The 20799-nt window shown below is 71.8% G+C and carries 23 protein-coding genes; 12 read left to right on the top strand and 11 right to left on the bottom strand.

What is annotated here, in order from left to right:
* The first annotated feature begins 20 nt into the window (after positions 1–20).
* Both OG448_RS12700 and OG448_RS12695 read left to right on the top strand, forming a co-directional pair.
* Positions 21–983 carry an ABC transporter ATP-binding protein gene (locus OG448_RS12700; protein WP_405553595.1) on the top strand — a complete coding sequence of 321 codons (963 nt, stop codon included), beginning with the start codon at positions 21–23 and terminating at the stop codon, positions 981–983.
* Positions 970–1842, top strand: a complete 873-nt coding sequence (locus tag OG448_RS12695) for an ABC transporter permease (protein ID WP_405553594.1) — start codon at positions 970–972, stop codon at positions 1840–1842. Before OG448_RS12700 ends, OG448_RS12695 begins: the two co-directional genes overlap by 14 nt.
* Here OG448_RS12695 and OG448_RS12690 read toward each other — a convergent pair.
* Positions 1839–2420, bottom strand: a complete 582-nt coding sequence (locus tag OG448_RS12690; protein ID WP_405553592.1) for a flavodoxin family protein — start codon at positions 2418–2420, stop codon at positions 1839–1841. The two genes, OG448_RS12695 and OG448_RS12690, sit on opposite strands and share 4 nt — an antisense overlap.
* Before the next feature lie 185 nt (positions 2421–2605).
* Here OG448_RS12690 and OG448_RS12685 point away from each other — a divergent pair, with 185 nt between their 5' ends.
* A complete protein-coding gene (locus OG448_RS12685; RefSeq protein WP_405553590.1) occupies positions 2606–3655 on the top strand; it encodes a hypothetical protein in 1050 nt (349 codons plus the stop codon).
* 7 nt (positions 3656–3662) lie between these two features.
* Here the strand turns inward: OG448_RS12685 and OG448_RS12680 are convergent, their stop codons facing one another.
* The 5 genes from OG448_RS12680 to OG448_RS12660 all read right to left on the bottom strand — a co-directional run bounded on the left by OG448_RS12680 (position 3663) and on the right by OG448_RS12660 (position 6747).
* Positions 3663–4043, bottom strand: coding sequence for a hypothetical protein (locus tag OG448_RS12680; RefSeq protein ID WP_405553588.1), 381 nt, complete (start codon positions 4041–4043; stop codon positions 3663–3665).
* Positions 4044–4054: 11 nt separating this feature from the next.
* Positions 4055–4528 carry a VOC family protein gene (locus OG448_RS12675; protein ID WP_405553586.1) on the bottom strand — a complete coding sequence of 158 codons (474 nt, stop codon included), beginning with the start codon at positions 4526–4528 and terminating at the stop codon, positions 4055–4057.
* A 59-nt stretch (positions 4529–4587) separates the two neighbouring features.
* Positions 4588–4800 carry a DUF6924 domain-containing protein gene (locus OG448_RS12670; protein WP_405553584.1) on the bottom strand — a complete coding sequence of 71 codons (213 nt, stop codon included), beginning with the start codon at positions 4798–4800 and terminating at the stop codon, positions 4588–4590.
* Complete coding sequence (gene rarD, locus OG448_RS12665) at positions 4793–5749, bottom strand: EamA family transporter RarD (protein WP_405553582.1); 957 nt, start codon at positions 5747–5749, stop codon at positions 4793–4795. The genes OG448_RS12670 and rarD overlap by 8 nt, the downstream gene beginning before the upstream one ends.
* Before the next feature lie 131 nt (positions 5750–5880).
* On the bottom strand, positions 5881–6747 hold the full coding sequence (locus OG448_RS12660) for an SDR family oxidoreductase (RefSeq protein WP_405553580.1): 867 nt from the start codon (positions 6745–6747) through the stop codon (positions 5881–5883).
* Positions 6748–6839: 92 nt separating this feature from the next.
* On the opposite strand from OG448_RS12660, the gene OG448_RS12655 reads away from it, so the two are divergent.
* Positions 6840–7238, top strand: a complete 399-nt coding sequence (locus OG448_RS12655) for a winged helix-turn-helix transcriptional regulator (protein WP_405553578.1) — start codon at positions 6840–6842, stop codon at positions 7236–7238.
* Positions 7239–7247: 9 nt separating this feature from the next.
* On the opposite strand, the gene OG448_RS12650 is transcribed toward OG448_RS12655, so the two are convergent.
* The 5 genes from OG448_RS12650 to OG448_RS12630 all read right to left on the bottom strand — a co-directional run bounded on the left by OG448_RS12650 (position 7248) and on the right by OG448_RS12630 (position 13732).
* Positions 7248–8306 carry a 2-oxoacid:ferredoxin oxidoreductase subunit beta gene (locus OG448_RS12650; RefSeq protein ID WP_405553577.1) on the bottom strand — a complete coding sequence of 353 codons (1059 nt, stop codon included), beginning with the start codon at positions 8304–8306 and terminating at the stop codon, positions 7248–7250.
* A complete protein-coding gene (locus OG448_RS12645; RefSeq protein WP_405553575.1) occupies positions 8299–10227 on the bottom strand; it encodes a 2-oxoacid:acceptor oxidoreductase subunit alpha in 1929 nt (642 codons plus the stop codon). Before OG448_RS12645 ends, OG448_RS12650 begins: the two co-directional genes overlap by 8 nt.
* Positions 10228–10379: 152 nt before the next feature.
* Positions 10380–11039 (bottom strand): LuxR C-terminal-related transcriptional regulator, encoded by a 660-nt coding sequence (locus OG448_RS12640; RefSeq protein ID WP_391295649.1) that lies wholly within the window; start codon positions 11037–11039, stop codon positions 10380–10382.
* Positions 11040–11106: 67 nt separating this feature from the next.
* Positions 11107–12426 (bottom strand): sensor histidine kinase, encoded by a 1320-nt coding sequence (locus OG448_RS12635; protein WP_405553573.1) that lies wholly within the window; start codon positions 12424–12426, stop codon positions 11107–11109.
* Positions 12427–12532: 106 nt separating this feature from the next.
* Positions 12533–13732, bottom strand: a complete 1200-nt coding sequence (locus OG448_RS12630) for a sensor histidine kinase (protein ID WP_405553572.1) — start codon at positions 13730–13732, stop codon at positions 12533–12535.
* Between the two features lie 212 nt (positions 13733–13944).
* On the opposite strand from OG448_RS12630, the gene OG448_RS12625 reads away from it, so the two are divergent.
* From OG448_RS12625 to OG448_RS12590, 8 genes are read left to right on the top strand one after another with little or no spacing between them, the layout of a single operon-like run.
* The gene (locus tag OG448_RS12625; RefSeq protein WP_405553570.1) at positions 13945–14361 is read left to right on the top strand and encodes an NADH-quinone oxidoreductase subunit A; all 417 of its coding nucleotides are present in this window, start codon (positions 13945–13947) and stop codon (positions 14359–14361) included.
* Complete coding sequence (locus OG448_RS12620; protein ID WP_405553569.1) at positions 14352–14969, top strand: NADH-quinone oxidoreductase subunit B; 618 nt, start codon at positions 14352–14354, stop codon at positions 14967–14969. The genes OG448_RS12625 and OG448_RS12620 overlap by 10 nt, the downstream gene beginning before the upstream one ends.
* Positions 14966–16237, top strand: a complete 1272-nt coding sequence (locus OG448_RS12615) for an NADH-quinone oxidoreductase subunit C (protein WP_405553567.1) — start codon at positions 14966–14968, stop codon at positions 16235–16237. The genes OG448_RS12620 and OG448_RS12615 overlap by 4 nt, the downstream gene beginning before the upstream one ends.
* Entirely contained in the window at positions 16234–17202 is a 969-nt protein-coding gene (locus tag OG448_RS12610; protein WP_405553565.1) for an NADH-quinone oxidoreductase subunit H, read from the top strand. The genes OG448_RS12615 and OG448_RS12610 overlap by 4 nt, the downstream gene beginning before the upstream one ends.
* Positions 17202–17828 (top strand): NuoI/complex I 23 kDa subunit family protein, encoded by a 627-nt coding sequence (locus OG448_RS12605; protein WP_405553563.1) that lies wholly within the window; start codon positions 17202–17204, stop codon positions 17826–17828. The genes OG448_RS12610 and OG448_RS12605 overlap by 1 nt, the downstream gene beginning before the upstream one ends.
* Positions 17825–18427 (top strand): NADH-quinone oxidoreductase subunit J, encoded by a 603-nt coding sequence (locus OG448_RS12600; RefSeq protein WP_405553561.1) that lies wholly within the window; start codon positions 17825–17827, stop codon positions 18425–18427. The genes OG448_RS12605 and OG448_RS12600 overlap by 4 nt, the downstream gene beginning before the upstream one ends.
* Entirely contained in the window at positions 18427–18807 is a 381-nt protein-coding gene (nuoK, locus tag OG448_RS12595; protein ID WP_405553559.1) for an NADH-quinone oxidoreductase subunit NuoK, read from the top strand. The genes OG448_RS12600 and nuoK overlap by 1 nt, the downstream gene beginning before the upstream one ends.
* Positions 18804–20798 (top strand): NADH-quinone oxidoreductase subunit L, encoded by a 1995-nt coding sequence (locus OG448_RS12590; protein ID WP_405553557.1) that lies wholly within the window; start codon positions 18804–18806, stop codon positions 20796–20798. The genes nuoK and OG448_RS12590 overlap by 4 nt, the downstream gene beginning before the upstream one ends.
* The last annotated feature ends 1 nt before the right edge of the window (position 20799 follow it).

The following is a 20799-nucleotide window of genomic DNA, read 5'->3' as shown; positions in this document are numbered from 1 at the left end:
CCGACACACGAGGGGAACCGATGGAGCCACCGTCCGCCGCCGGGAACGAGGCCGCGCCGGTCATCGCCACGCGCGGCCTCACCAAGCGGTTCCGGGGCGGACAGCTCGCCGTGGACGGTCTGGACCTGACCGTCCCGGCGGGCAGCGTCTTCGGCTTCCTCGGCCCCAACGGCTCCGGCAAGACCACCACCATCCGCATGCTGATGGGCCTGATCGAACCGACCTCGGGCACCGCGCACGTCCTGGGCCGCCCCATGCCGGGCGCCACCCGCGCCGTACTGCCCGAGGTCGGCGCCCTCATCGAGGGCCCCGCGCTCTACGGCTTCCTCTCCGGCCGGGACAACCTGCTGCGCTACGACGCCGCCGACCCGGCCGCCGACCCCCGCACCCGGCGCGCCCGCACCGCCGCCGCGCTGGAGCGGGTGGGGCTCGCCGCCGCCGGGGGCAAGAAGGCGAGGGCGTACTCGCTCGGCATGAAGCAGCGCCTCGGCCTGGCCGCGGCCCTGCTCCGGCCGCGCCGCCTGCTCGTACTGGACGAGCCCACCAACGGGCTCGACCCGCAGGGGATGCGCGAGATCCGCGGTCTCATCCGGGAGCTGGCCGCCGACGGCACCACCGTCTTCCTCTCCTCCCACCTCCTCGACGAGATCGAGCAGGTCTGCACCCATGCGGCGGTGATGACCCGCGGCCGGCTCGTCATCCAGGGCGCGGTGGCCGACCTGTCCGCCGGGGCGCGCGGCCGGCTCGCCGTGGCCACCCCGGACCCGGCGGAGGCGGCCCGCGTGCTCAAGGAGCAGGGCGTCACCGACCTCACCGTGACCGGAGAGACGGTCACCGGGGAACCGCCCGCCCGCGACCTCGCCGAGCTGAACGCCGCCCTGGTCGCGGCGGGCGTGCGGGTACGGGGGTTCACGCTGGAACGGGCCTCGCTGGAGGACGCGTTCGTGGCACTGACCGGAGAGGGCTTCGATGTCGCGGGCTGAGACCACGTACCCCACGGCGCCCCGGCCGCTGTGGACCTTCGGGCTGCTGCGCAGCGAGCTGGTCACCACCCTGCGCCGCTGGCGCACCCTGGTGCTGCTCGCGGTGCTGGCCGCGGTGCCGGTGCTGATCGGGATCGCGGTGCGGGTCGAGACGGGGGGCGGCGGGGACGCGGACCGGGGCGGCGGGGGGCCGGCGTTCATCGCACAGGTCACCAACAACGGCCTGTTCCTGGTGTTCACCGCGCTCGCGGCGACCCTGCCGTTCTTCCTGCCGCTGGTGGTCGGGGTGATCGCCGGGGACGCGGTGGCGGGGGAGGCGGGCGCGGGCACGCTGCGCTATCTGCTGGTCGCCCCGGCGGGCCGTACCCGGCTGCTGCTGACCAAGTACGCGACCGTCCTGGCCTTCTGCCTGCTGGCCACCCTGGTCGTCGCGGTGTCCGCGCTGGCCGTGGGCGCGCTGCTGTTCCCGCTGGGGGAGGTCACCACGATCTCCGGCACCCGGATCGGCTTCGGCGAGGGCCTGCTCCGGGCGTTGCTGATCGCCCTGGCGGTGGCGGCCTCGCTGGTCGGGGTGGCGGCGCTCGGGCTGTTCGTGTCGACGCTGACCAACAGCGGGATCGCGGCGATGGCGACCACCGTGGGGTTGCTGATCACGGTCCAGATCCTCGACCAGATCCCGCAGCTCCACGCGATCCAGCCGTACCTGTTCTCCCACTACTGGCTGTCCTTCGCCGACCTCCTGCGCGACCCGGTCCTCTGGGACGACCTCCGCCGCAACCTGGTCCTCCAGGGTGTCTACGCGGCGGTGTTCGGCACGGCGGCGTGGGCGCGGTTCACGGCGAAGGACATCACGGCCTAGCGGCCCCGGAAGCGGGCGAGGGGTGTCTCACCCTCGAAGAAGGTCTTCGCGCGGGCCAGCGCCTCGGTGTCGTCGCGTACGTCTCCCGGGCCGCTGCCGTTGCCGAGCAGCACCCCGCCGAAGCGCATCCTCAGGTAGGCGGCGGAGTTGTTCAGGCTGCCGATCAGAGGCTCGGCGACGGAGGGGTCCCGGTCCGCGAGCGCCGTCACGCCCCACAGGGTCCGGCCCGCCATCGCGCCCTTGAAGCCGGTCTCCGGGATGCGGAGCCAGCCCGACCAGTGGTCCAGGTACCGCTTGGTGAGGCTGGAGAGGGAGTACCAGTACAGCGGCGAGGCGATCACCACGTCTGTGGCGGCGAGGGTGGCGTCCAGCAGCATCCCGGCGGGGGTGTCGGAGGCGGGGCGTACGTGGTCGCTGTCGTGCCGCAGGTCCTCCGCCTCGGGCAGCGGCAGCCCGGCCAGCCTGATCCACTCCTGCTCCACCCCCGCCGGCAACTGCTCGGCGGCGGTACGGGCGAGGAACTCGGTGTTGCCCTGGCTGCGGGCGCTGCCCAGGACGAAGAGGAAGCGACGGCTCATGGGGACCCCTGGGGCGAGAGAAGTTGAATCCACATGCATCTTATGCACATGCAAGTACTGTCCCGCAAGGGCGGCTGGTGCGAGGCTGTGACGTCGTGGTGACGCGCGGGAGCGCCGTGGGCGGCGAGACTGGTCGCAGGAGGCGTACGACCGGGCGCGGCGCCGGGGGGAATGAGGGAAAACGGATGTCTCGACTCAGCTTCGAGAAGCGGCGCGGGGACCGGCCGGTCGAGGTCCGCGTCTCGGCCACCGGCACGGCGTCGGTCGCGGGCACCCCCGTCCTCCGGGCCCCGGACGAGGACATCCACGACGCCGTCCTCAACCACCTCCACCACCTGGCCACGTCCCACGGCACCCCCATACGGGTCACCATCCACGACGACGCGGCGGGGTGCCTGGTCCCACTGGAGATCTCGCCGGACGGCACGACCCGGATGACGGGGGTTGCGACGAGGTTGCCTGCGGCGCCGGGGACTGTGCAGCCGCCTCGGGGGGTTTTCGGTCCGCCGCCGGTGATGGGGGGTCCGGAGGAGGAGCCCGTGGCCGCGGCCGGGCCGGCGCCGGAGCGGATACCCCGGGCCGCTTCCGGCACTGTCAACTTTGCCAAGCCCAGGCCCGGTTCGAAGCCCGAGGCCGCCCTCGGGCCGGGACCCGAACTCGTCCTCGGCCCCAAGCCCACCCCCGAAGCCGAGCCCGAGCCCATCCCGCCGAGCCGTTTCGACGCCATCGCGGAGGAGATGCTCGCGGAGGTGCCGGTGGGGGAGACGTCGGACGGGGCCCAGGTGTGGACGGCGGCGCTGGGACGCGTCGGGGACGCCGTACGGGACGGAGAGGTCGAGCGGGCGGCCGAGTTGGCGAGCCGGGCGGTGGCGAAGGCGTCCGGTGCGTTGGGTCCCCGGCACCCCGAGGTGCTGCATCTGCGCGAACTGTGCGCGTACATCGCGTACTTGACCGGCGACCCGGCGCGCGCCTTCGACCTCTCGCTGGACCTGGCCCGTAAGCGCGCCGAGTCGGGCGACCCGGCGGCGGCCTACAGCAACGTACGCAGCGCGGCGACCGCGTGGCGTGCGGTGGGCGAAGCGGAGCAGGCCCTCCGGATGGGCCGCGAGCTCATCGAGGTATGGACTGCGTTGGCCTCGAAGCCCGGCCCGGCCGCTGCGGACCCCCGCCCCCTGGAGTCGGCCCACACCCGCATGACCCGCCTGACCGCACGCGCGGCGGCGGCCGACGCGTGAGGTCACCTCACTTCAGGGCCGTACCCGCGCAGCTCTCCGCGACCCGCACCACGCCGAGGATCACCGGGTAGTCGGTGATCTGCTGGTTCGGCCCCGGCCGGGTGTGGCAGATCCTCCACTCGGCCGGGTCGTCCACCGAACGGCCCTTCCCGCTCACGTCCTTGAAGGCCACCTCGGTTTCGGGGCCCATCTGCTCGGCCGCACGTCCGGCGTTGCCGCCGATGATGTCCGGCATGGAGGCGGTGACCGGCTGGGGGTTCGCACTGGCGGACTTGGAAGCGGCGGGGCTGGCCACCGGGCGATCCGGCACGGACGCCCCGGCGCAGGCGCTGACCGAGGCCAGCAGGGCGACGGCGAGGGCGGGTCTCAGAAACTCACGGATGGTCATGCCCCTGTCTACTACTGGACGCAGAACTCGTTCCCCTCGGGGTCCGCCAGTACGGTCCACGCCCCCGCGGGCTCACTCACCTCACGCAGCACGGTGGCCCCCAGTGCGGTAAGCCGAGCCACCTCCTCGGCCCTTCGCTCCGGCCCGGCATGAAGGTCGAGATGAAGCCGGTTCTTGCCGCTCTTGGCCTCCGGCACCCGCTGAAAGAGCACCCGCCGCCCCAGCCCGGTCCCCGTCTCGGAGTCGTACGGATCATCGGGATGCCGCACAGCCACAAGATCCCGGAACGCCGGCCGCCCGTGATACTCCACCGTCGCCTCACCGGACAACGCCCCGAACGCCAACAGCCGCTCGATCAACGCACTGTTGTCCTCAGGCTCATAGTGCAACGCGGCCCCCCAGAAATCGGCCTGCGCATGCGGATCAACCGCATCCACCACAACCTTCCAATGCAACGGCTCAGCCCGCGATGAAGAAGTCACCATGCAGCCCTTTATATGGCCGACGACCGCCCCACATGGCGAGTTACACCACTTCCGCGCGCCTAGATGCGTTGCCCGACCACACGTACGTACCCCACACCCCGAGTGACCTCGCGGACATCGTCGATGGACGTCCCGGACCAAGAGGGGTCGTCGACCAAGTGGACGTGCTGGGGCAGCGTCGCCACCCAGGCCCGCCACGCTCGCTCGTCGGCGTAGTCGGTCCTGACGACCACCGCATCGAACTGCCCCCGTCCGACCAACCCCTCAGACATCCACCGCGTCCACCGCAGCCGCAGCCGGGTCCGTTCGGAGGGACATCGCCACCACCCGGGCCCGGTGCGCGGAGCGCATCGCGTCCCAGGTCAGCAACACCAACGCCAGCCAGACCAGGGCGAAGCCCGCCCAGCGTTCCGGGGGCATGGCCTCGTGGAAGTAGAGGATGCCGAGGAGGAACTGGAAGACGGGGGCCAGGTACTGGAGGAGGCCGAGGGTGGAGAGGGGGACTCGGATCGCGGCGGCGCCGAAGCAGACCAGGGGGAGGGCCGTGACGATGCCGGTGGAGGCGAGGAGGGTGGCGTGGGCGGGGCCCTGCGTGGCGAAGGTGAGGTCGCCCTGGGTACTGAGCCAGATCAGATAGGCCAGGGCGGGGAGGAACTGGATGGCCGTTTCCGCGGCCAGGGATTCCACGCCGCCCAGGCCGACCTTCTTCTTCACCAGGCCGTACGTCGCGAAGCTGACCGCGAGACAGAGGGAGATCCACGGGGGCTGGCCGTAGCCCACGGTCAGGACGACGACGGCGGCGAAGCCGACGGCGACCGCCGCCCACTGCACCGGCCGGAGCCGTTCCTTCAGCAGCAGCACGCCGAGCGCGATGGTCATCAGCGGGTTGATGAAGTACCCGAGCGACGCCTCCACCACGTGGCCGGAGTTCACGGCCCAGATGTAGACGCCCCAGTTCACCGTGATGACAGCGGCAGCCACCGCTATCAAGCCCAGCTTGCGCGGCTGCCGCAACAGCTCGCCCGCCCAGGCCCACCGCCGCACGAACACCAGCGCGACGGCGACGAAGACCAGGGACCACACCATCCGGTGGGCCAGGATCTCCATGGCCCCCGCCGGCTTCAGCAGCGGCCAGAAGAGGGGGACCAGCCCCCACATGCCGTACGCCGCGATGCCGTTCAGCAGCCCTATTCGGTGTTCACCCTTGGACGTCCCGGCCACGGGATCCTCCTTCTCGCAATCCGCCACGCGAGAACGAAGGTAACGCCGCCCCGCCCCGCCTGTCATGTCCGTATCGCCATACGGTCATGACCGGAGAAGAGGGGGCGGCGCACCCGGCCCGGCGCAGCCCCTCAGCTCGCCTCCGCCGCCTTCAGCCCCTCCTCCACCGCCACCGCCAGCGGCGTCGTCGGCCGGCCGATCAGCCGGGACAGCTCCCCGCCCGCCACGACCAGCTCCCCCTGCTCGATCGACGCGTCCACCCCGACCAGCATCTCCGCGAGCGCGTCCGGCAGCCCCGCGCCGGCCAGGATGCCCTTGAGGGTCTCCCCGGAGACGGGCTGGTAGCTGATCGTCCGCCCGGTCCGCGCGCTCAGCTCGGCCGCGTACTCGTCGAAGCCCCACGCCACGTCGCCGCCCAGCTCGTACGTGGTGTTCTCGTGGCCCTCGCCGGTCAGCACGGCGACCGCCGCGGCGGCGTAGTCGGCACGCGCGGCCGAGGAGACGCGGCCCTCGCCCGCCGCCGTGACCACCGCGTCGTGGGCGAGCACGGGGGCCAGGTTCTCGGTGTAGTTCTCGTGGTACCAGCCGTTGCGCAGCAGCGAGTACGGCAGCCCGGAGGCGAGCACCGCCTGCTCGGTGGCCCGGTGGTCGTCGGCCAGCGTCGCGGTCAGGGTGCCCGGCGCGCTGGTGTACGCGAGCAGCGCCACCCCCGCCGCCTTCGCCGCGTCGATGACGACCTGGTGCTGGGCCACCCGGCCCTTGTCGAACTCGTTGCCCGAGATCAGCAGCACCTTGTCGCCGGCCGAGAAGAGGCCGTCGAAGGTCTCGGGGGCGTTGTAGTCGGCGACGGCAAGCCGCACACCGCGCTCGGCGAACTCGGCGCCCTTGGCCTTGTCCCGCACGACGGCGGTGATCTGCTCGGCCGGGACCCGCTCCAGCAACTGGGCGACGACGTGGCGGCCGAGGTGTCCGGTGGCTCCGGTGACGACGATGCTCATGGGGTTCTCCTAGGGGAACGTCGGGGTATGTCGCTAACCCTAGGAGGGGCGCTAACCAAAAGACAGTACCCACTTTCAAGTAAGGTACTGCTATGACGGTAAGCAACGAAGTCCGCGACGCCCTGTGCCCGCAGAGGCTGGTGCTTGAGCATGTGACGAGCCGCTGGGGCGTGCTCGTCCTCATCGAGCTGCTGGACCGGTCCTACCGGTTCGGGGAGCTGCGGCGGGCGGTCGGCCGCTGGGGCGGGCGCGAGGTCAGCGAGAAGATGCTCACCCAGACCCTCCAGACCCTGGAGCGCGACGGCCTGGTCCACCGAGACGCCAAGCCGGTCATCCCGCCCCGCGTCGACTACTCCCTCACCGACCTCGGCCGCGAGGCCGCCGAGCAGGTCAGGGCGCTGGCCGTGTGGACCGAGGACCGCCTGGAGCAGGTGGAGAAGGCCCGCCGCACCTACGACGAGGTCCGGGAGGCGCGCTCCCGGACCTCGTGAAGAGGAACCTCAGCCGACGACCGTCCAGGTGTCCCCGCCCGCCAGCAGCGTGGCCAGGTCGCCCTTGCCCTGCTGCTCGATCGCGGTGTCCAACTGCTCGGACATCAGGCTGTCGTAGACCGGCCGGTCCACCGCCCGGAACACCCCGATCGGGGTGTGGTGCAGGGTGTCGGGGTCGGCCAGCCGGGACAGCGCGAACGCCGTGGTGGGGGAGGCCGCGTGCGCGTCGTGGACCAGGAGGTCCGCCTCGTTGTCCGGGGTCACGGTGACCACCGTCAGCTCACCGGTCCGGTCCCGGACCACCCCGCGCGAGCCGTCGGCGCCGAACCGCACCGGCTGCCCGTGCTCCAGCCGGATCAGCGCCTCCTCGGCCCGCTGCTTGTCCTTGAGGGCGTCGAAGGCACCGTCGTTGTAGATGTTGCAGTTCTGGTAGATCTCGATCAGCGCCGTGCCCGGATGGTCGGCGGCCGCCCGCAGCACCTCGGTCAGATGCTTGCGGTCGGAGTCGATGGTCCGGGCGACGAACGACGCCTCCGCGCCCAGTGCCAGGGAGACCGGGTTGAACGGCGCGTCCAGCGACCCCATCGGCGTCGACTTGGTGATCTTGCCGAGTTCGGAGGTCGGCGAGTACTGGCCCTTGGTGAGGCCGTAGATCCGGTTGTTGAACAGCAGGATCTTGAGGTTCACATTGCGGCGCAGCGCGTGGATCAGATGGTTGCCGCCGATCGACAGGGCGTCCCCGTCACCGGTGACCACCCACACCGACAGGTCCCGCCGTGAGGACGCGAGCCCGGTGGCGATGGCCGGCGCGCGGCCGTGGATGGAGTGCATCCCGTAGGTGTTCATGTAGTACGGGAAGCGGGACGAGCAGCCGATGCCCGAGACGAAGACGATGTTCTCCTTCGCCAGCCCCAGTTCCGGCATGAACCCCTGCACGGCCGCGAGGATCGCGTAGTCACCGCAGCCGGGGCACCAGCGGACCTCCTGGTCCGACTTGAAGTCCTTCATCGACTGCTTGCCCTCGGCCTTCGGGACAAGCTGCAGCAGCTCGCGTGCGGAGTCAGTCATCGATGGCCTCCTTGAGCGCGGTGGCGAGCTGTTCCGCCTTGAACGGCATGCCGTTGACCTGGTTGAACGAGCGGGCGTCGACCAGGTACTTCGCCCGGATCAGGGTGGCGAGCTGCCCCAGGTTCATCTCCGGGACCACCACCTTGTCGTAGCCGCGCAGCACCTCGCCGAGGTTGGCGGGGAAGGGGTTGAGGTGGCGCAGATGCGCCTGCGCGACGGACTCGCCGGCCGTGCGCAGCCGCCGTACGGCCGCCGTGATCGGCCCGTACGTCGAACCCCAGCCGAGCACCAGCGTCCGCGCGCCTTCGGGATCGTCCACCTCGATGTCGGGGACGTCGATGCCGTCGATCTTGGCCTGGCGGGTGCGGACCATCAGGTCGTGGTTGGCCGGGTCGTAGGAGATGTTGCCCGTGCCGTCCTGCTTCTCGATGCCGCCGATGCGGTGCTCCAGACCCGGTGTGCCCGGCACCGCCCAGGGGCGGGCCAGGGTGTGGGGGTCGCGTTTGTACGGCCAGAAGACCTCGGTGCCGTCCTCCAGCGTGTGGTTCGGGCCCTGCGCGAACTGGACCTGGAGATCAGGGAGTTCGTCGAGGTCGGGGATGCGCCACGGCTCCGAGCCGTTGGCCAGGTAGCCGTCGGAGAGCAGGAACACCGGGGTGCGGTAGGTCACCGCGATCCGGGCCGCCTCCAGCGCCGCGTCGAAGCAGTCGGCCGGGGTGCGCGGGGCCACCACCGGGACCGGTGCCTCGCCGTTGCGCCCGTACATCGCCTGGAGCAGGTCGGCCTGCTCGGTCTTGGTCGGCAGACCCGTCGACGGGCCGCCGCGCTGGATGTCGATCACCAGCAGCGGCAGCTCCAGCGAGACCGCGAGCCCGATCGTCTCGCTCTTGAGCGCCACCCCCGGCCCCGACGTCGTCGTCACCGCGAGCGAACCGCCGAACGCCGCGCCCAGCGCCGCGCCGATGCCCGCGATCTCGTCCTCGGCCTGGAAGGTCCGCACGCCGAAGTTCTTGTGCTTCGACAGCTCGTGCAGGATGTCGGAGGCCGGGGTGATCGGGTACGAGCCCAGGAACAGCGGGAGATCGGCCTGCCGGGAGGCGGCGATCAGCCCGTAGGCCAGGGCGAGGTTCCCGGAGATGTTGCGGTAGACGCCGGGCGGGAAGGCCCGCGCGGCCGGCGCCACCTCGTAGGAGACGGCGAAGTCCTCGGTCGTCTCGCCGAAGTTCCAGCCCGCCCGGAACGCGGCCACGTTGGCCGCCGCGATGTCCGGCTTCTTGGCGAACTTGGTGGTCAGGAACTTCTCGGTGGCCTCGGTGGGCCGGTGGTACATCCAGCTCAGCAGTCCCAGCGCGAACATGTTCTTGCTGCGCTCGGCCTCCTTGCGGGAGAGGTCGAACTCCTTCAGCGCCTCCACCGTGAGCGTGGTCAGCGGCACCGGATGCAGGTGATAACCATCGAGCGAGCCGTCGTCCAGCGGGGAGTCGGCGTACCCCACCTTCGCCAGCGCCCGCTGGGTGAACTCGTCCGTGTTGACGATGATCTCGGCGCCGCGCGGCAGATCGCCGACGTTGGCCTTCAGCGCGGCCGGGTTCATGGCGACCAGCACGTTCGGCGCGTCGCCCGGAGTGAGGATGTCGTGGTCGGCGAAGTGGAGCTGGAACGAGGAGACGCCGGGCAGGGTGCCGGCGGGCGCGCGGATCTCGGCGGGGAAGTTGGGAAGGGTGGAGAGGTCGTTGCCGAAGGACGCGGTCTGCGAGGTGAACCGGTCCCCGGTGAGCTGCATACCGTCACCGGAGTCCCCCGCGAACCGGATGATCACCCGGTCCAGGCGCCGTACGTCCTTCGCTCCGCCCGGTCTGCGCCGCTCTCCCGCGGCATTCTCGTCGGCCTGCTCCGCCGGGCTGCTGACCTGACTGGTCACTGAACTGGACCTCCTTCGAGGCGGCCGTCCGGGGGCGGTCTTCCCCCGGACCAATCCCAGGGTCAACCCTACGTCGCTCAGGGTCGGCTTCCGAGGATCGCTTGGGTATCTCCCGTTATGTGGACTCGCCACGCCGCCCAGTCTGGGTGCCGTCAGGAGTTCAGGTAGGTCAGTACCGCCAGAACACGCCGGTGGTCTCCGTCGCTCGGGGTCAGGCCCAGCTTCATGAAGATGTTGCTGACGTGCTTCTCCACCGCCCCGTCGCTCACCACGAGCTGCCGGGCCACGGCCGAGTTGGTCCGTCCCTCCGCCATCAGCCCCAGCACCTCGCGCTCGCGCGGGGTCAGCGCGGCCAGCACGTCCTGCTTGCGACTGCGGCCCAGCAACTGCGCCACGACCTCCGGGTCCAGCGCCGTACCGCCGCCGGCGACCCGCTCCACCGCGGCGACGAACTCGCGCACGTCCGCGACCCGGTCCTTGAGCAGATAGCCGACGCCCCGGCTGGAACCGGCCAGCAGTTCGGTGGCGTAGCGCTCCTCCACGTACTGCGACAGCACCAGCACCCCGAGGTCCGGGTGGCGGCCGCGCAGCTCCACGGCGGCCCGCACCCCTTCGTCGGTGTGCGTCGGCGGCATCCGCACGTCCGCCACCACCACGTCCGGCAGCTCATCCCGGCCGGCCAGCTCCGCGATGGTCGCGAGCAGCGCCTCCGCGTCCGCGACCCCGGCCACCACCTCATGGCCGAGGTCGGTCAGCAGCCGGGTCAGCCCCTCCCTGAGCAGCACCGAGTCCTCGGCGATGACCACACGCACCTTGTTCTCCACGATTCCCCGAGCCCCCACACGCCTGTCGACAAGGAGGCCCAGCATTCCAGCTTCCTCAGGCGCGCCACGGCAGTTCCGCGGTCACGACGGTCGGCCCGCCGGGCGGCGAGTCCACCACCAGGACCCCGTCGACCGCGCCGAGCCGCTCGGCCAGCCCCGCGAGGCCGGTGCCACGACTGGCGTCCGCTCCGCCGATTCCGTCGTCGCGGATTTGGAGCATGAGGTGGTGGGGGGTGTGCCAGAGGTCGAGGGTGGCGTGGTGGGCGTGGCTGTGTTTGCTGATGTTCTGGAGGAGTTCGCTGGCGGTGTAGTAGGTGATGCCTTCGATGGCGGGTGCGGGTCGGGTGGGGAGGTCGACGGTGAGGGTGACGGGGACGGTGCAGCGGGTGGCGATGGCGGAGAGGGCTGCGTCGAGTCCTCGGTCGGTGAGGACGGCGGGGTGGATGCCTCGGGCGAGGTCGCGGAGTTCTTTGAGGGCGGTTTTGACTTCGCCGTGGGCTTCTTCGACCATGCGGGCGGCTGTTTCGGGGTCGTGGTGGAGTTTTTCCTTGGCGAGTCCGAGTCCCATGGCGAGGTTGACCAGGCGTGCCTGTGCTCCGTCGTGGAGGTCGCGTTCGATACGGCGGAGATCGGCGGCGGCGGTGTCGACCACGACACCCCGGTCCGACTCCAGCTCCTCCACGCGTGCCGTCAGCCGGGAGGGGCCGAGCAGTCCGCGCACCAGCAGCCCGTCGACCGTGGTCAGACCCCGCAGCAGCCACGGCGTGACCAGCGTGAACACCAGCCCGATCAGGGCGGTCGCGGTGATCTCGAAGGGGTTGTCCAGGTAGACGCTGTGGTGGTCGTCCCCGTAGAGCTGGATGCCGCCCTGCCCGGCCCACATCGGGAACACCCAGAACCACAGCGGGTACGTCAGCAGCGCCCAGCCGTACGTCCAGAAGCTGATGGCCACCGAGAAGGAGAACACCGCCCAGGGGAAGTGGACCAGCGCGTACACCAGGTGCCGCCAGGACGAGCCGCTCTTGAGCACCGCGCCGAGCCAGGGCAGCAGCCCCGGTCCGCTGGGCCTGAGCGGCTCCGGCGCGGCCACCCGCACCCTGAGCAGCGCCCCGGCCCGCGCCCGCTCCAGCGCCCCGAAGCCCCGGCAGCCGACCAGGGCCAGCGCCAGCACCGGCACTCCGACGAAGGTCACCAGCAGGCCGGCGCCGAGCGAGATCATCGTGACCGCCCAGACGAACAGGGCGACGGCCACCGGCAGTCCGGTCAGTGCGTATCCCAGCTCCCGCCAGGTCCGCGCCTCCAGCGGTGCCCGCAGCGCGGCGGGGAGGCGGTGGCGGCCGGGCTCTTCCCGGTACGGCGTGTAGTGCGTGGCCATCGGTGTCTTCCCCGTTCTCCTCGTGTGGGCTTGCCTGCTCAGACTGCTCGTCCGCACCGGGTGCGGACCATGGCGTGTGTCCCCGTCTTGATCAGGGGGGTTTTCCCTACCGTCCGGCGCGGCGCTCGTCGTCACGGTCCCGCCAGGGCAGCTCGGCGGTGATGACGGTCGGGCCGCCGGGCGGGGAGTCCACGACGAACACCCCGTCGACCGCGCCGAGGCGTTCGGCGAGTCCCGCCAGCCCTGATCCGTGTGCGGGGTCGGCTCCGCCGATTCCGTCGTCGCGGATTTGGAGCATGAGGTGGTGGGGGGTGTGCCAGAGGTCGAGGGTGGCGTGGTGGGCGTGGCTGTGTTTGCTGATGTTCTGGAGGAGTTCGCTGGCGGTGTAGTAGGTGATGCCTTCGATGGCGGGTGCGGGTCGGGTGGGGAGGTCGACGGTGAGGGTGACGGGGACGGTGCAGCGGGTGGCGATGGCGGAGAGGGCTGCGTCGAGTCCTCGGTCGGTGAGGACGGCGGGGTGGATGCCTCGGGCGAGGTCGCGGAGTTCTTTGAGGGCGGTTTTGACTTCGCCGTGGGCTTCTTCGACCATGCGGGCGGCTGTTTCGGGGTCGTGGTGGAGTTTTTCCTTGGCGAGTCCGAGTCCCATGGCGAGGTTGACCAGGCGTGCCTGTGCTCCGTCGTGGAGGTCGCGTTCGATACGGCGGAGATCGGCGGCGGCGGTGTCGACGACGACACCCCGGTCCGACTCCAGCTCCGCTATCCGGCGCTCCAGCTCGTCCGACGGCGCCAGCAGGGCCCGCGCCAGCGCCCGGTCCACGTTCGCCAGACCCCGCGCCAGGTAGCCCAGCACCGGCCACAGCACGAAGAACGAGACCAGCATGGTGGAGAACGTCAGCACGCCCCAGGGCAACCGGATCAGGCAGTAGAGCAGCGACCGCCAGCCCACCGGGTCCCGCAGCGCCTGCCACAGCCGCCGCACCACCCCTTCGCCCCGGGCGAACGGCAGCGGCGACGGCTCCGGCACCCGCACCCCGAGCAGCACGCGCACCCGCGCCCGCTCCAGCCTGCCCAGCAGCCGGGCGCCCAGCAGGGAGCCCGCCAGCAGCGGCAGCCCGAGTACCGTGACGGTGAGGCCCCCGCTCACGGACAGCACGGTGACCGCGTACACGAAGCCGGCCACCGCCAGCGGCAGGTTCAGCAGGAGATGCGCGATCTCCTTCCAGGTGTGCGCGTCGAAGGCGAGCCGGGCGGACGGCGGACGGCCGGGGTCGCCGGCCGGTCCGGCGGCGGGAGCGGGAGCGGTCATGGCGGCCAGCCTGCCGTGCCCCAGGTCCCGTACGCCATGCGGTGGACCGCCTTCCGGACCCTGGGGAAAACCCCACCCCCGGCCTCGCTGGGCGTCACGGGCTGCTTACCGGCGCTTTATCAGGGCCTAGACTCCCGTGCGTACGCAAACCTCCCGTCACACGGTGCGCGGAGGTCACGGAGGACACCCGGTCAGGGAGCGAGGGACGGACGGTGCGGGAGACGTTGGGGGATACGACGGTCGCCGCGGGCGGCACCGCGTCGGACTACTTCGGGTCCTACTCGGTCGTCGGCCTGCTCGCCGTCGTCGGCGTGCTCTTCGTCGCGGCCGCCTTCGGCGCCGGCCGCCTGCTGCGGCCCGTGGTGCCCACCCCCGAGAAGCTCATGACCTACGAGTGCGGCGTCGACCCCGTCGGGGAGGGCTGGGCCCACACCCAGGTCCGGTACTACGTCTACGCCTTCCTGTACGTCATCTTCGCCGTCGACTCGATCTTCCTGTTCCCCTGGGCGACGGTCTTCGCCGCCCCCGGCTACGGCGCGGCCACCCTGGTGGAGATGTTCATCTTCCTGGGCTTCCTCGCCGTCGGCCTGCTGTACGCCTACAAGAAGGGCGTCCTGACATGGACGTGAACCCGGCCGTCCCCGAGCCGGTGCTGCTGCCCGAGCCGAAGCGTCTGGGCGCCCTCGCCCGGCTCGCCCCCGAGCCGATGAAGGTCGTCCTCAACTGGGGCCGCCGCTACTCGCTCTGGGTCTTCAACTTCGGCCTCGCCTGCTGCGCGATCGAGTTCATCGCCGCGTCGATGGCCCGCCACGACTTCATCCGGCTCGGTGTCATCCCCTTCGCGCCGGGCCCCCGCCAGGCCGACCTGATGGTCGTCTCCGGCACGGTCACCGACAAGATGGCGCCCGCCGTGAAGCGGCTGTACGAGCAGATGCCCGAGCCGAAGTACGTCATCTCCTTCGGCGCCTGCTCCAACTGCGGCGGGCCCTACTGGGACTCCTACTCCGTCACCAAGGGCGTCGACCAGATCATCCCGGTCGACGTGTACGTGCCGGGCTGCCCGCCGCGCCCCGAAGCCCTGCTCCAGGGCATCCTCAAGCTCCAGGAGAAGATCGCCCGCGAGTCCCTGGCGGAGCGGTACGGCAAGGGGGGCGCCGCCCGCCCGTCCGCCGCCGCGCTCCAGAGCGACCTGGTCCGGCCGCCGGCCGCTCCCTCTCCGGAGGGGGATGCGCGATGAGCACCGGCTGGCTGCCCACCTCCGTGGACGAACTCTTCGGCCCCGACGCCACCGCCGAGGAGTCGTACGACGTCCTCACCGTCGACGTGCCCCCCGCCGCCTGGCTCACCGCCCTTGAGACGGCTCGTACGACGCTGACCTGCACCTACTTCGACTGGCTGAGCGCGGTGGACGAACCCGGCACCGGGTTCCGGGTCTCCGCCCACGTCGTCGCCCTGCACCCGGTGCGCCGCCTGCTGGTGCGCACGACCGTCCCGCACGAGGCGCCGGTGCTGCCGAGCGCCGTCGGCGTGTACGCGGGCGCCGCCTGGCACGAGCGGGAGACCCACGAGATGTTCGGGGTCGACTTCACCGGCCACCCCGCGCTGGACCACCTGCTCCTGCCGGAGAACTTCGAGGGCCACCCCCTCCGCAAGGACTTCGTCCTCGCCGCCCGCGTCGCCAAGGCGTGGCCGGGGGCGAAGGAACCGGGGGAGTCGGAGCACGGCGGCCCCAAGCGGCGCCAGATGCTGCCGCCGGGGGTGCCTGATCCGAACGAGTGGGGTCCGCTGAAGGGCCAGTTGCCGCCCGCGCCTTCGCGTCCCGCGCGGGGTGTGGCGGGGGAGCGGCCGGCTCGGCGGACTCGGACCGCGGAGGAGCCGGGGGCCGGTGCGGAGACGGAGGCTGGTCGGTCGCGTCGGGCTCGGAGTGCGAGTGAGGGGTCGGCGAGTCAGGGTGCGGGGGAGCCGGATGCTGGTGCTCCGCCGCGCCGGATGCGGAGCGCGGGCGAGGGGTCGGCGAGCCAGGCGGCTCCGGAGTCGGGCGCGGCTGCGCCTCGGCGGATGCGGAGTGCGAGTCAGGGCTCGGCGAGTCAGAGTTCGCCGGAGCCGGGTGCTGGGGCTCCGCCGCGCCGGATGCGGAGTGCCTCGCAGGGGTCGGCCAGTCAGGGGGCCCCGGAGGGTGCGGAGGCTCCGGCCGAGGCGCCGAGCGGGCCGCGCAGGTCGCGTAGCGCCTCACAGGGATCGGCCTCGCAGCGGGCGGAGGCGCCGGAACCTGCTGAGCCTTCAGAACCGAGCGAGCCGACCGAGTCGACGGGGCCTGCCGAGCCCTCGGAGCCGACCGAGCCGGCCGAGCCGGCCGAGCGTAAAGCCGCCCCGCGTAGCGCCGACGCGCCCTGGCATCACGCCCGTCCGGCCTTCGAGGAGGCCGACGAGCCCCCCAGGACACCGCCCGCCACCGAGCCGGAACCCACCGACACTCCCGACGACCACGCAGGAGGCGCGCAGTGAACGACGTGCTGGACGTCGCCCTGCGACTCGTCGTCGTGTTCGTCGTGTTCCTGACGTTCCCGCTGGTCATCGGACAGACCGAGCACAAGGTGATGGCGCACATGCAGGGCCGCCTCGGCCCGATGTACGCGGGCGGCTTCCACGGCTGGGCACAACTCATCGCGGACGGCGTGAAGTTCGCGCAGAAGGAGGACGTGGTCCCGGCGGGCGCCGACCGCCGCGTCTTCCAACTGGCCCCCGCAGTCGCCCTGTTGCCGTACCTCCTCGTACTGTTCGCCATCCCGATCGGCCCGAGCGCCGGTGCCGTCGGCCAAGTGCTGGACGCGGGCATCTTCTTCGTGCTCGCGGTGATGGGCGTGGGCGTCCTCGGCTCGCTGATGGCGGGCTGGGCCAGCGCGAACAAGTTCTCCCTGCTGGGTGGCCTGCGCACCGCCGCCCAGTTGCTCGCCTACGAACTCCCGATGCTGCTCGCCGCCGCCTCCGTGGCGATGGCGGCCGGTACGGTCTCGCTGCCCGGCATCGTCAGTGCCTTCCACTGGTGGTGGCTGCCCTGGCAGATCACCGGCGCGGTGGTGTTCTTCGTGGCCGGTCTCGCCGAGCTGCAACGGCCGCCGTTCGACATGCCGGTGGCCGACTCGGAGATCATCTTCGGCGCGTACACCGAGTACACCGGTCTGCGCTTCGCCCTGTTCCTGCTCGCGGAGTACGCGGGGATCGTCGTCCTGTGCGGTCTGACCACCGTGCTCTTCCTGGGCGGCTGGCACGGCCCCTGGGGTGCCGACGGGCTCGGCTGGGTGTGGACCCTGGTGAAGACCGCGATCCTCGCCTTCCTGGTGATCTGGCTCCGCGTCACCTATCCCCGGCTGCGCGAGGACCAGCTCCAGAAGCTGTCCTGGACCGTCCTCGTCCCGCTCGCCCTCGCCCAGATCGCCCTCACCGGCGTCGTCAAGGTGGTGACCGCCTGATGGCTGAGCAGCTCCCGCCCACCCGGCCCAGAGTCCCCGGCTCCGGCCTGGCCAAGGGCCTCGCCGTCACCCTGCGCACGATGACGAGAAAGACCGTCACCGAGCGCTACCCGGACGTCCAGCCCGACCTCCCGCCCCGCACGCGCGGAGTGATCGGCCTGTTCGAGGAGAACTGCACGGTCTGCATGCTCTGCGCCCGTGAGTGCCCCGACTGGTGCATCTACATCGACTCCCACAAGGAGACCGTCCCGGCCGCCACCCCCGGCGGTCGCGAGCGCAGCCGGAACGTCCTCGACCGGTTCGCCATCGACTTCTCCCTCTGCATGTACTGCGGCATCTGCATCGAGGTCTGCCCCTTCGACGCGCTGTTCTGGTCCCCGGAGTTCGAGTACGCCGAGACGGACATCCGCGAACTGACCCACGAGCGCGACAAGCTCCGCGAGTGGATGTGGACCGTCCCGGCCCCGCCCGCGCTGGACCCGCACGCGGAGGAGCCGAAGGAGATCGCCGCCGCCCGCAAGAGCGCCGACAAACTGGCCGCCGCCCAGGCCGCCGAGGAGGCCCAGGTCGCCGAGCAGGCGGAGCGGACCGCAGACCAGGACGAGAACCAGGAGGGAGAGCAGTGAGCCTCGCCGCCACCGCCCCGCACGGCTTCCTGTCCCCGACCGGCGTCGAGATCGCGTTCCTCCTCGTCGGCCTGGTCACCCTCGGCGCCGCGCTGATCACCGTCACCACCCGCCAACTGGTGCACGCCGCCCTGTGGCTGGTGGTCACCCTCGGCGGACTGGCCGTCGAATACCTCCTGCTCACGGCCGAGTTCATCGCCTGGGTGCAGGTCCTCATCTACGTCGGCTCCGTCGTCGTCCTCCTCCTCTTCGGGCTGATGCTCACCAGGGCCCCCATCGGCCGCTCCCCGGACGCCGATTCGGGCAACCGGCTGCCCGCACTCGTCGTCGCCGTGGCCTCGGCGGGCGCCCTGGTCTGGGTGGTGACGGACGCGTTCCGCGCCACCTGGATCGACCTGGACGGCCCGGCCGCCGGTACCACCCGCGTCACCGGCGAGAGCCTCTTCCGGCACTGGGTCCTGCCCTTCGAGGCGCTGTCCGTCCTGCTCCTCGCGGCCCTGGTCGGCGCGATCGTGCTGTCCCGCAAGACCAAGGCCGAGCAGGCGGCCGACGCCCCGAGCCTGACCAAGACCCCCGGCGAGAAGGAAGGCGCCCGCTGATGCACCTCGCCTACCCCGCCGTACTCGCCGCCCTCCTCTTCTGCACCGGCCTCTACGGCGTCCTCGCCCGCCGCAACGCGATCCTGGTCCTGATGTCGGTCGAGCTGATGCTCAACGCCGTCAACCTCAACCTCGTCGCCTTCGACGTCTGGCTCAGCCGGGCCGCGAAGGACACCCTGCACTCCGGCCAGGCGCTGACCCTGTTCACCATCGCCATCGCGGCCGCCGAGATCGGCATCGGCCTGGCGATCGTCCTCGCCGTGTACCGCGACCGGGGCACCGCCGACATCGACAAGCTCCGCGACACCGCCGAGACCCCCGGCGACGACCCCGACCACCCCGACGCCTTTGGGGCCGAGAAGGCTGAGGCCACCGCGTGACCACCACCACCCTCGCCGCCCTCGTCCCCCTCCTGCCCTTCCTCGGCGCCGTCGCCGGACTCCTGCTGGGCCGCACCGCGCCCGGCTTCGTCCGCCCGCTCGCCGTACTGCCGCCGCTGGCCTCGCTCGTACTGGCCGCGCTGGTCGCGGCCCGCCAGGGCGGCGGCCGGGTCATCGACGCGTACACCCTGCTGACGCCCACCGGCTCGGTCCCCGTCGACCTGGCGCTGTACGTCGACGGCTTCGCCGCGCTCGTCGCGATCCTGGTGGCCTTCGTGGCGACCTGCGTGCAGATCTACTCCACCGGCTACCTGCGCGACGACCCCCGTTACCCCTCCTACGCGGCCCTCGTCTCCCTCTTCACCTCCGCGATGCTCCTCGTCGTCTACTCCGGCGACCTGATCGTGCTGCTGGTCGGCTGGGAAGTCATGGGCATCTGCTCCTACTTCCTGGTCGGCCACTACTGGGGTACTCCCGAGGCCCGCGCCGCCTCCCTCAAGGCGTTCCTGGTCACCAAGCTCGGTGACGTGCCGTTCCTGATCGGCCTGTTCGCGCTCGGCACCGACGCCGGGTCGTTCCGCATCACCCGCGTCCTCGGTGCCGTGGCGAGCGGCGGACTGGACCACCCCACCCTGATCGCGCTGCTGCTCCTCGCGGGCGTGGCGGGCAAGTCGGCGCAGTTCCCGCTGCACACCTGGCTCCCCGACGCGATGGCGGGCCCCACGCCCGTCTCGGCGCTGATCCACGCGGCCACGATGGTCGCCGCCGGTGTCTACTTCGTCGCCCGTCTCCTCCCCGTGTTCGAGGCGTCCGCCGCCGCGATGACGGTCCTCGCCGTGATGGCCGCCGTCACCATGCTGGGCTCCGGCCTCGCCGCGCTCGCCCAGGACGACATCAAGCGCGTCCTCGCCTACTCGACCATCGGCCAGCTCGGGTACATGACCGGTGCCCTCGCCGTCGGCGACCGCGGTGCCGCCGTCTTCCACCTCCTCGCCCACGGCGCCTTCAAGGCGCTGCTGTTCCTCGCCGCCGGAGCCGTCATCCACGCCGCCGGCACCAACTCGCTGGCCGCCATGTCCCGGATGAGCCACCTGCGCGACCGCGTCCCGGACGCCTTCTGGACGATGACCGTGGCCCTGCTCGCGCTGGCCGCGATCCCGCCGTTCAGCGGGTTCTTCTCCAAGGAGTCCGTCCTCGGCGCCGCCGAGCGCCTCGCCACCGGCCACCCCGGCCCGGCACCGGGCGCCGCCGGCTGGATCGTGCTCGTCGCCGCGCTCGCCACGGCCCTGCTCACCGCCGCCTACGCCACCCGGCTCTGGCTGCTGGCCTTCCGGGGCCGGGGCGCCGAGGCCCCCGAACACGGCCGCCAGCCGCTGACCATGACCGTGGTGCTCTGGGTGCTGGCCGTGCCCTCGCTCGCCTTCGGCGCGCTCGCCTACCGCACGCTGCCCGAATGGTTCGACGGCGGGAGCCTCGCGCCCACCCTGCTCACCTCCATCCTCGGCACCGGTCTCGCCGTGGTCGGCGGCCTGCTGGTCTACGGCGCCTGGCAGCGCGCCGCCGCCCGGACGCCCCGTGTCCCGCTGGGCGCCGTCGCCGCGCATCCGGAGGGCGACGCGGGCCTGGTCGAGGCCGAGGCCATCGCCGCCCACGAACCGGCGTACGGCGACATCGCGGAGGCCCCCGACCCGGCCGACCCCGGCCGCCTGCTCCTCGGCCCGCTGTACGGGCCCGCCGCCGCGGGCTTCCACCTGGACGCCGTGTACTCGGCGCTGTTCGTCCGCCCGGTGCTGGGCGCGGCGAGCCTGGTCCGCTTCCTGGACCGCGAGGTCGTCGACACCTACGTACGCGGCGCCGCCGCCCTGCCCCGGCTGCTCGGCGCGGCCGTACGGCGGGCGCAGACCGGCAATGTGCAGACCTATGTGAGCGCGCTGCTCGCCGGCACCGTCGTCCTGACGGTCGCCGTCCTCCTCGTCGCCTCGGGAGCGTGAG

Origin of the sequence: Streptomyces sp. NBC_01171, from assembly GCF_045039805.1 — a bacterium.
In the GTDB taxonomy this organism is placed as follows: domain Bacteria; phylum Actinomycetota; class Actinomycetes; order Streptomycetales; family Streptomycetaceae; genus Streptomyces.
The sequence above is the reverse complement of the archived record's forward strand: the minus strand, read 5'-3'. Positions and strand labels throughout refer to the sequence as shown.

Bases quoted from the DNA above. Each gene is read 5' to 3' on its own strand.
- OG448_RS12690 (WP_405553592.1), bottom strand. From the start codon at position 2,420: ATGAGCCGTCGCTTCCTCTTCGTCCTGGGCAGCGCCCGCAGCCAGGGC.
- OG448_RS12635 (WP_405553573.1), bottom strand. From the start codon at position 12,426: ATGGCCACGCACTACACGCCGTACCGGGAAGAGCCCGGCCGCCACCGC.
- OG448_RS12700 (WP_405553595.1), top strand. From the start codon at position 21: ATGGAGCCACCGTCCGCCGCCGGGAACGAGGCCGCGCCGGTCATCGCC.
- OG448_RS12650 (WP_405553577.1), bottom strand. From the start codon at position 8,306: ATGACTGACTCCGCACGCGAGCTGCTGCAGCTTGTCCCGAAGGCCGAG.
- OG448_RS12680 (WP_405553588.1), bottom strand. From the start codon at position 4,043: ATGACCATCCGTGAGTTTCTGAGACCCGCCCTCGCCGTCGCCCTGCTG.
- OG448_RS12675 (WP_405553586.1), bottom strand. From the start codon at position 4,528: ATGGTGACTTCTTCATCGCGGGCTGAGCCGTTGCATTGGAAGGTTGTG.
- OG448_RS12605 (WP_405553563.1), top strand. From the start codon at position 17,202: ATGGCTGAGCAGCTCCCGCCCACCCGGCCCAGAGTCCCCGGCTCCGGC.
- OG448_RS12670 (WP_405553584.1), bottom strand. From the start codon at position 4,800: ATGTCTGAGGGGTTGGTCGGACGGGGGCAGTTCGATGCGGTGGTCGTC.
- OG448_RS12655 (WP_405553578.1), top strand. From the start codon at position 6,840: ATGACGGTAAGCAACGAAGTCCGCGACGCCCTGTGCCCGCAGAGGCTG.
- OG448_RS12660 (WP_405553580.1), bottom strand. From the start codon at position 6,747: ATGAGCATCGTCGTCACCGGAGCCACCGGACACCTCGGCCGCCACGTC.
- nuoK (WP_405553559.1), top strand. From the start codon at position 18,427: ATGCACCTCGCCTACCCCGCCGTACTCGCCGCCCTCCTCTTCTGCACC.
- OG448_RS12620 (WP_405553569.1), top strand. From the start codon at position 14,352: ATGGACGTGAACCCGGCCGTCCCCGAGCCGGTGCTGCTGCCCGAGCCG.
- OG448_RS12685 (WP_405553590.1), top strand. From the start codon at position 2,606: ATGTCTCGACTCAGCTTCGAGAAGCGGCGCGGGGACCGGCCGGTCGAG.
- OG448_RS12615 (WP_405553567.1), top strand. From the start codon at position 14,966: ATGAGCACCGGCTGGCTGCCCACCTCCGTGGACGAACTCTTCGGCCCC.
- OG448_RS12695 (WP_405553594.1), top strand. From the start codon at position 970: ATGTCGCGGGCTGAGACCACGTACCCCACGGCGCCCCGGCCGCTGTGG.
- OG448_RS12630 (WP_405553572.1), bottom strand. From the start codon at position 13,732: ATGACCGCTCCCGCTCCCGCCGCCGGACCGGCCGGCGACCCCGGCCGT.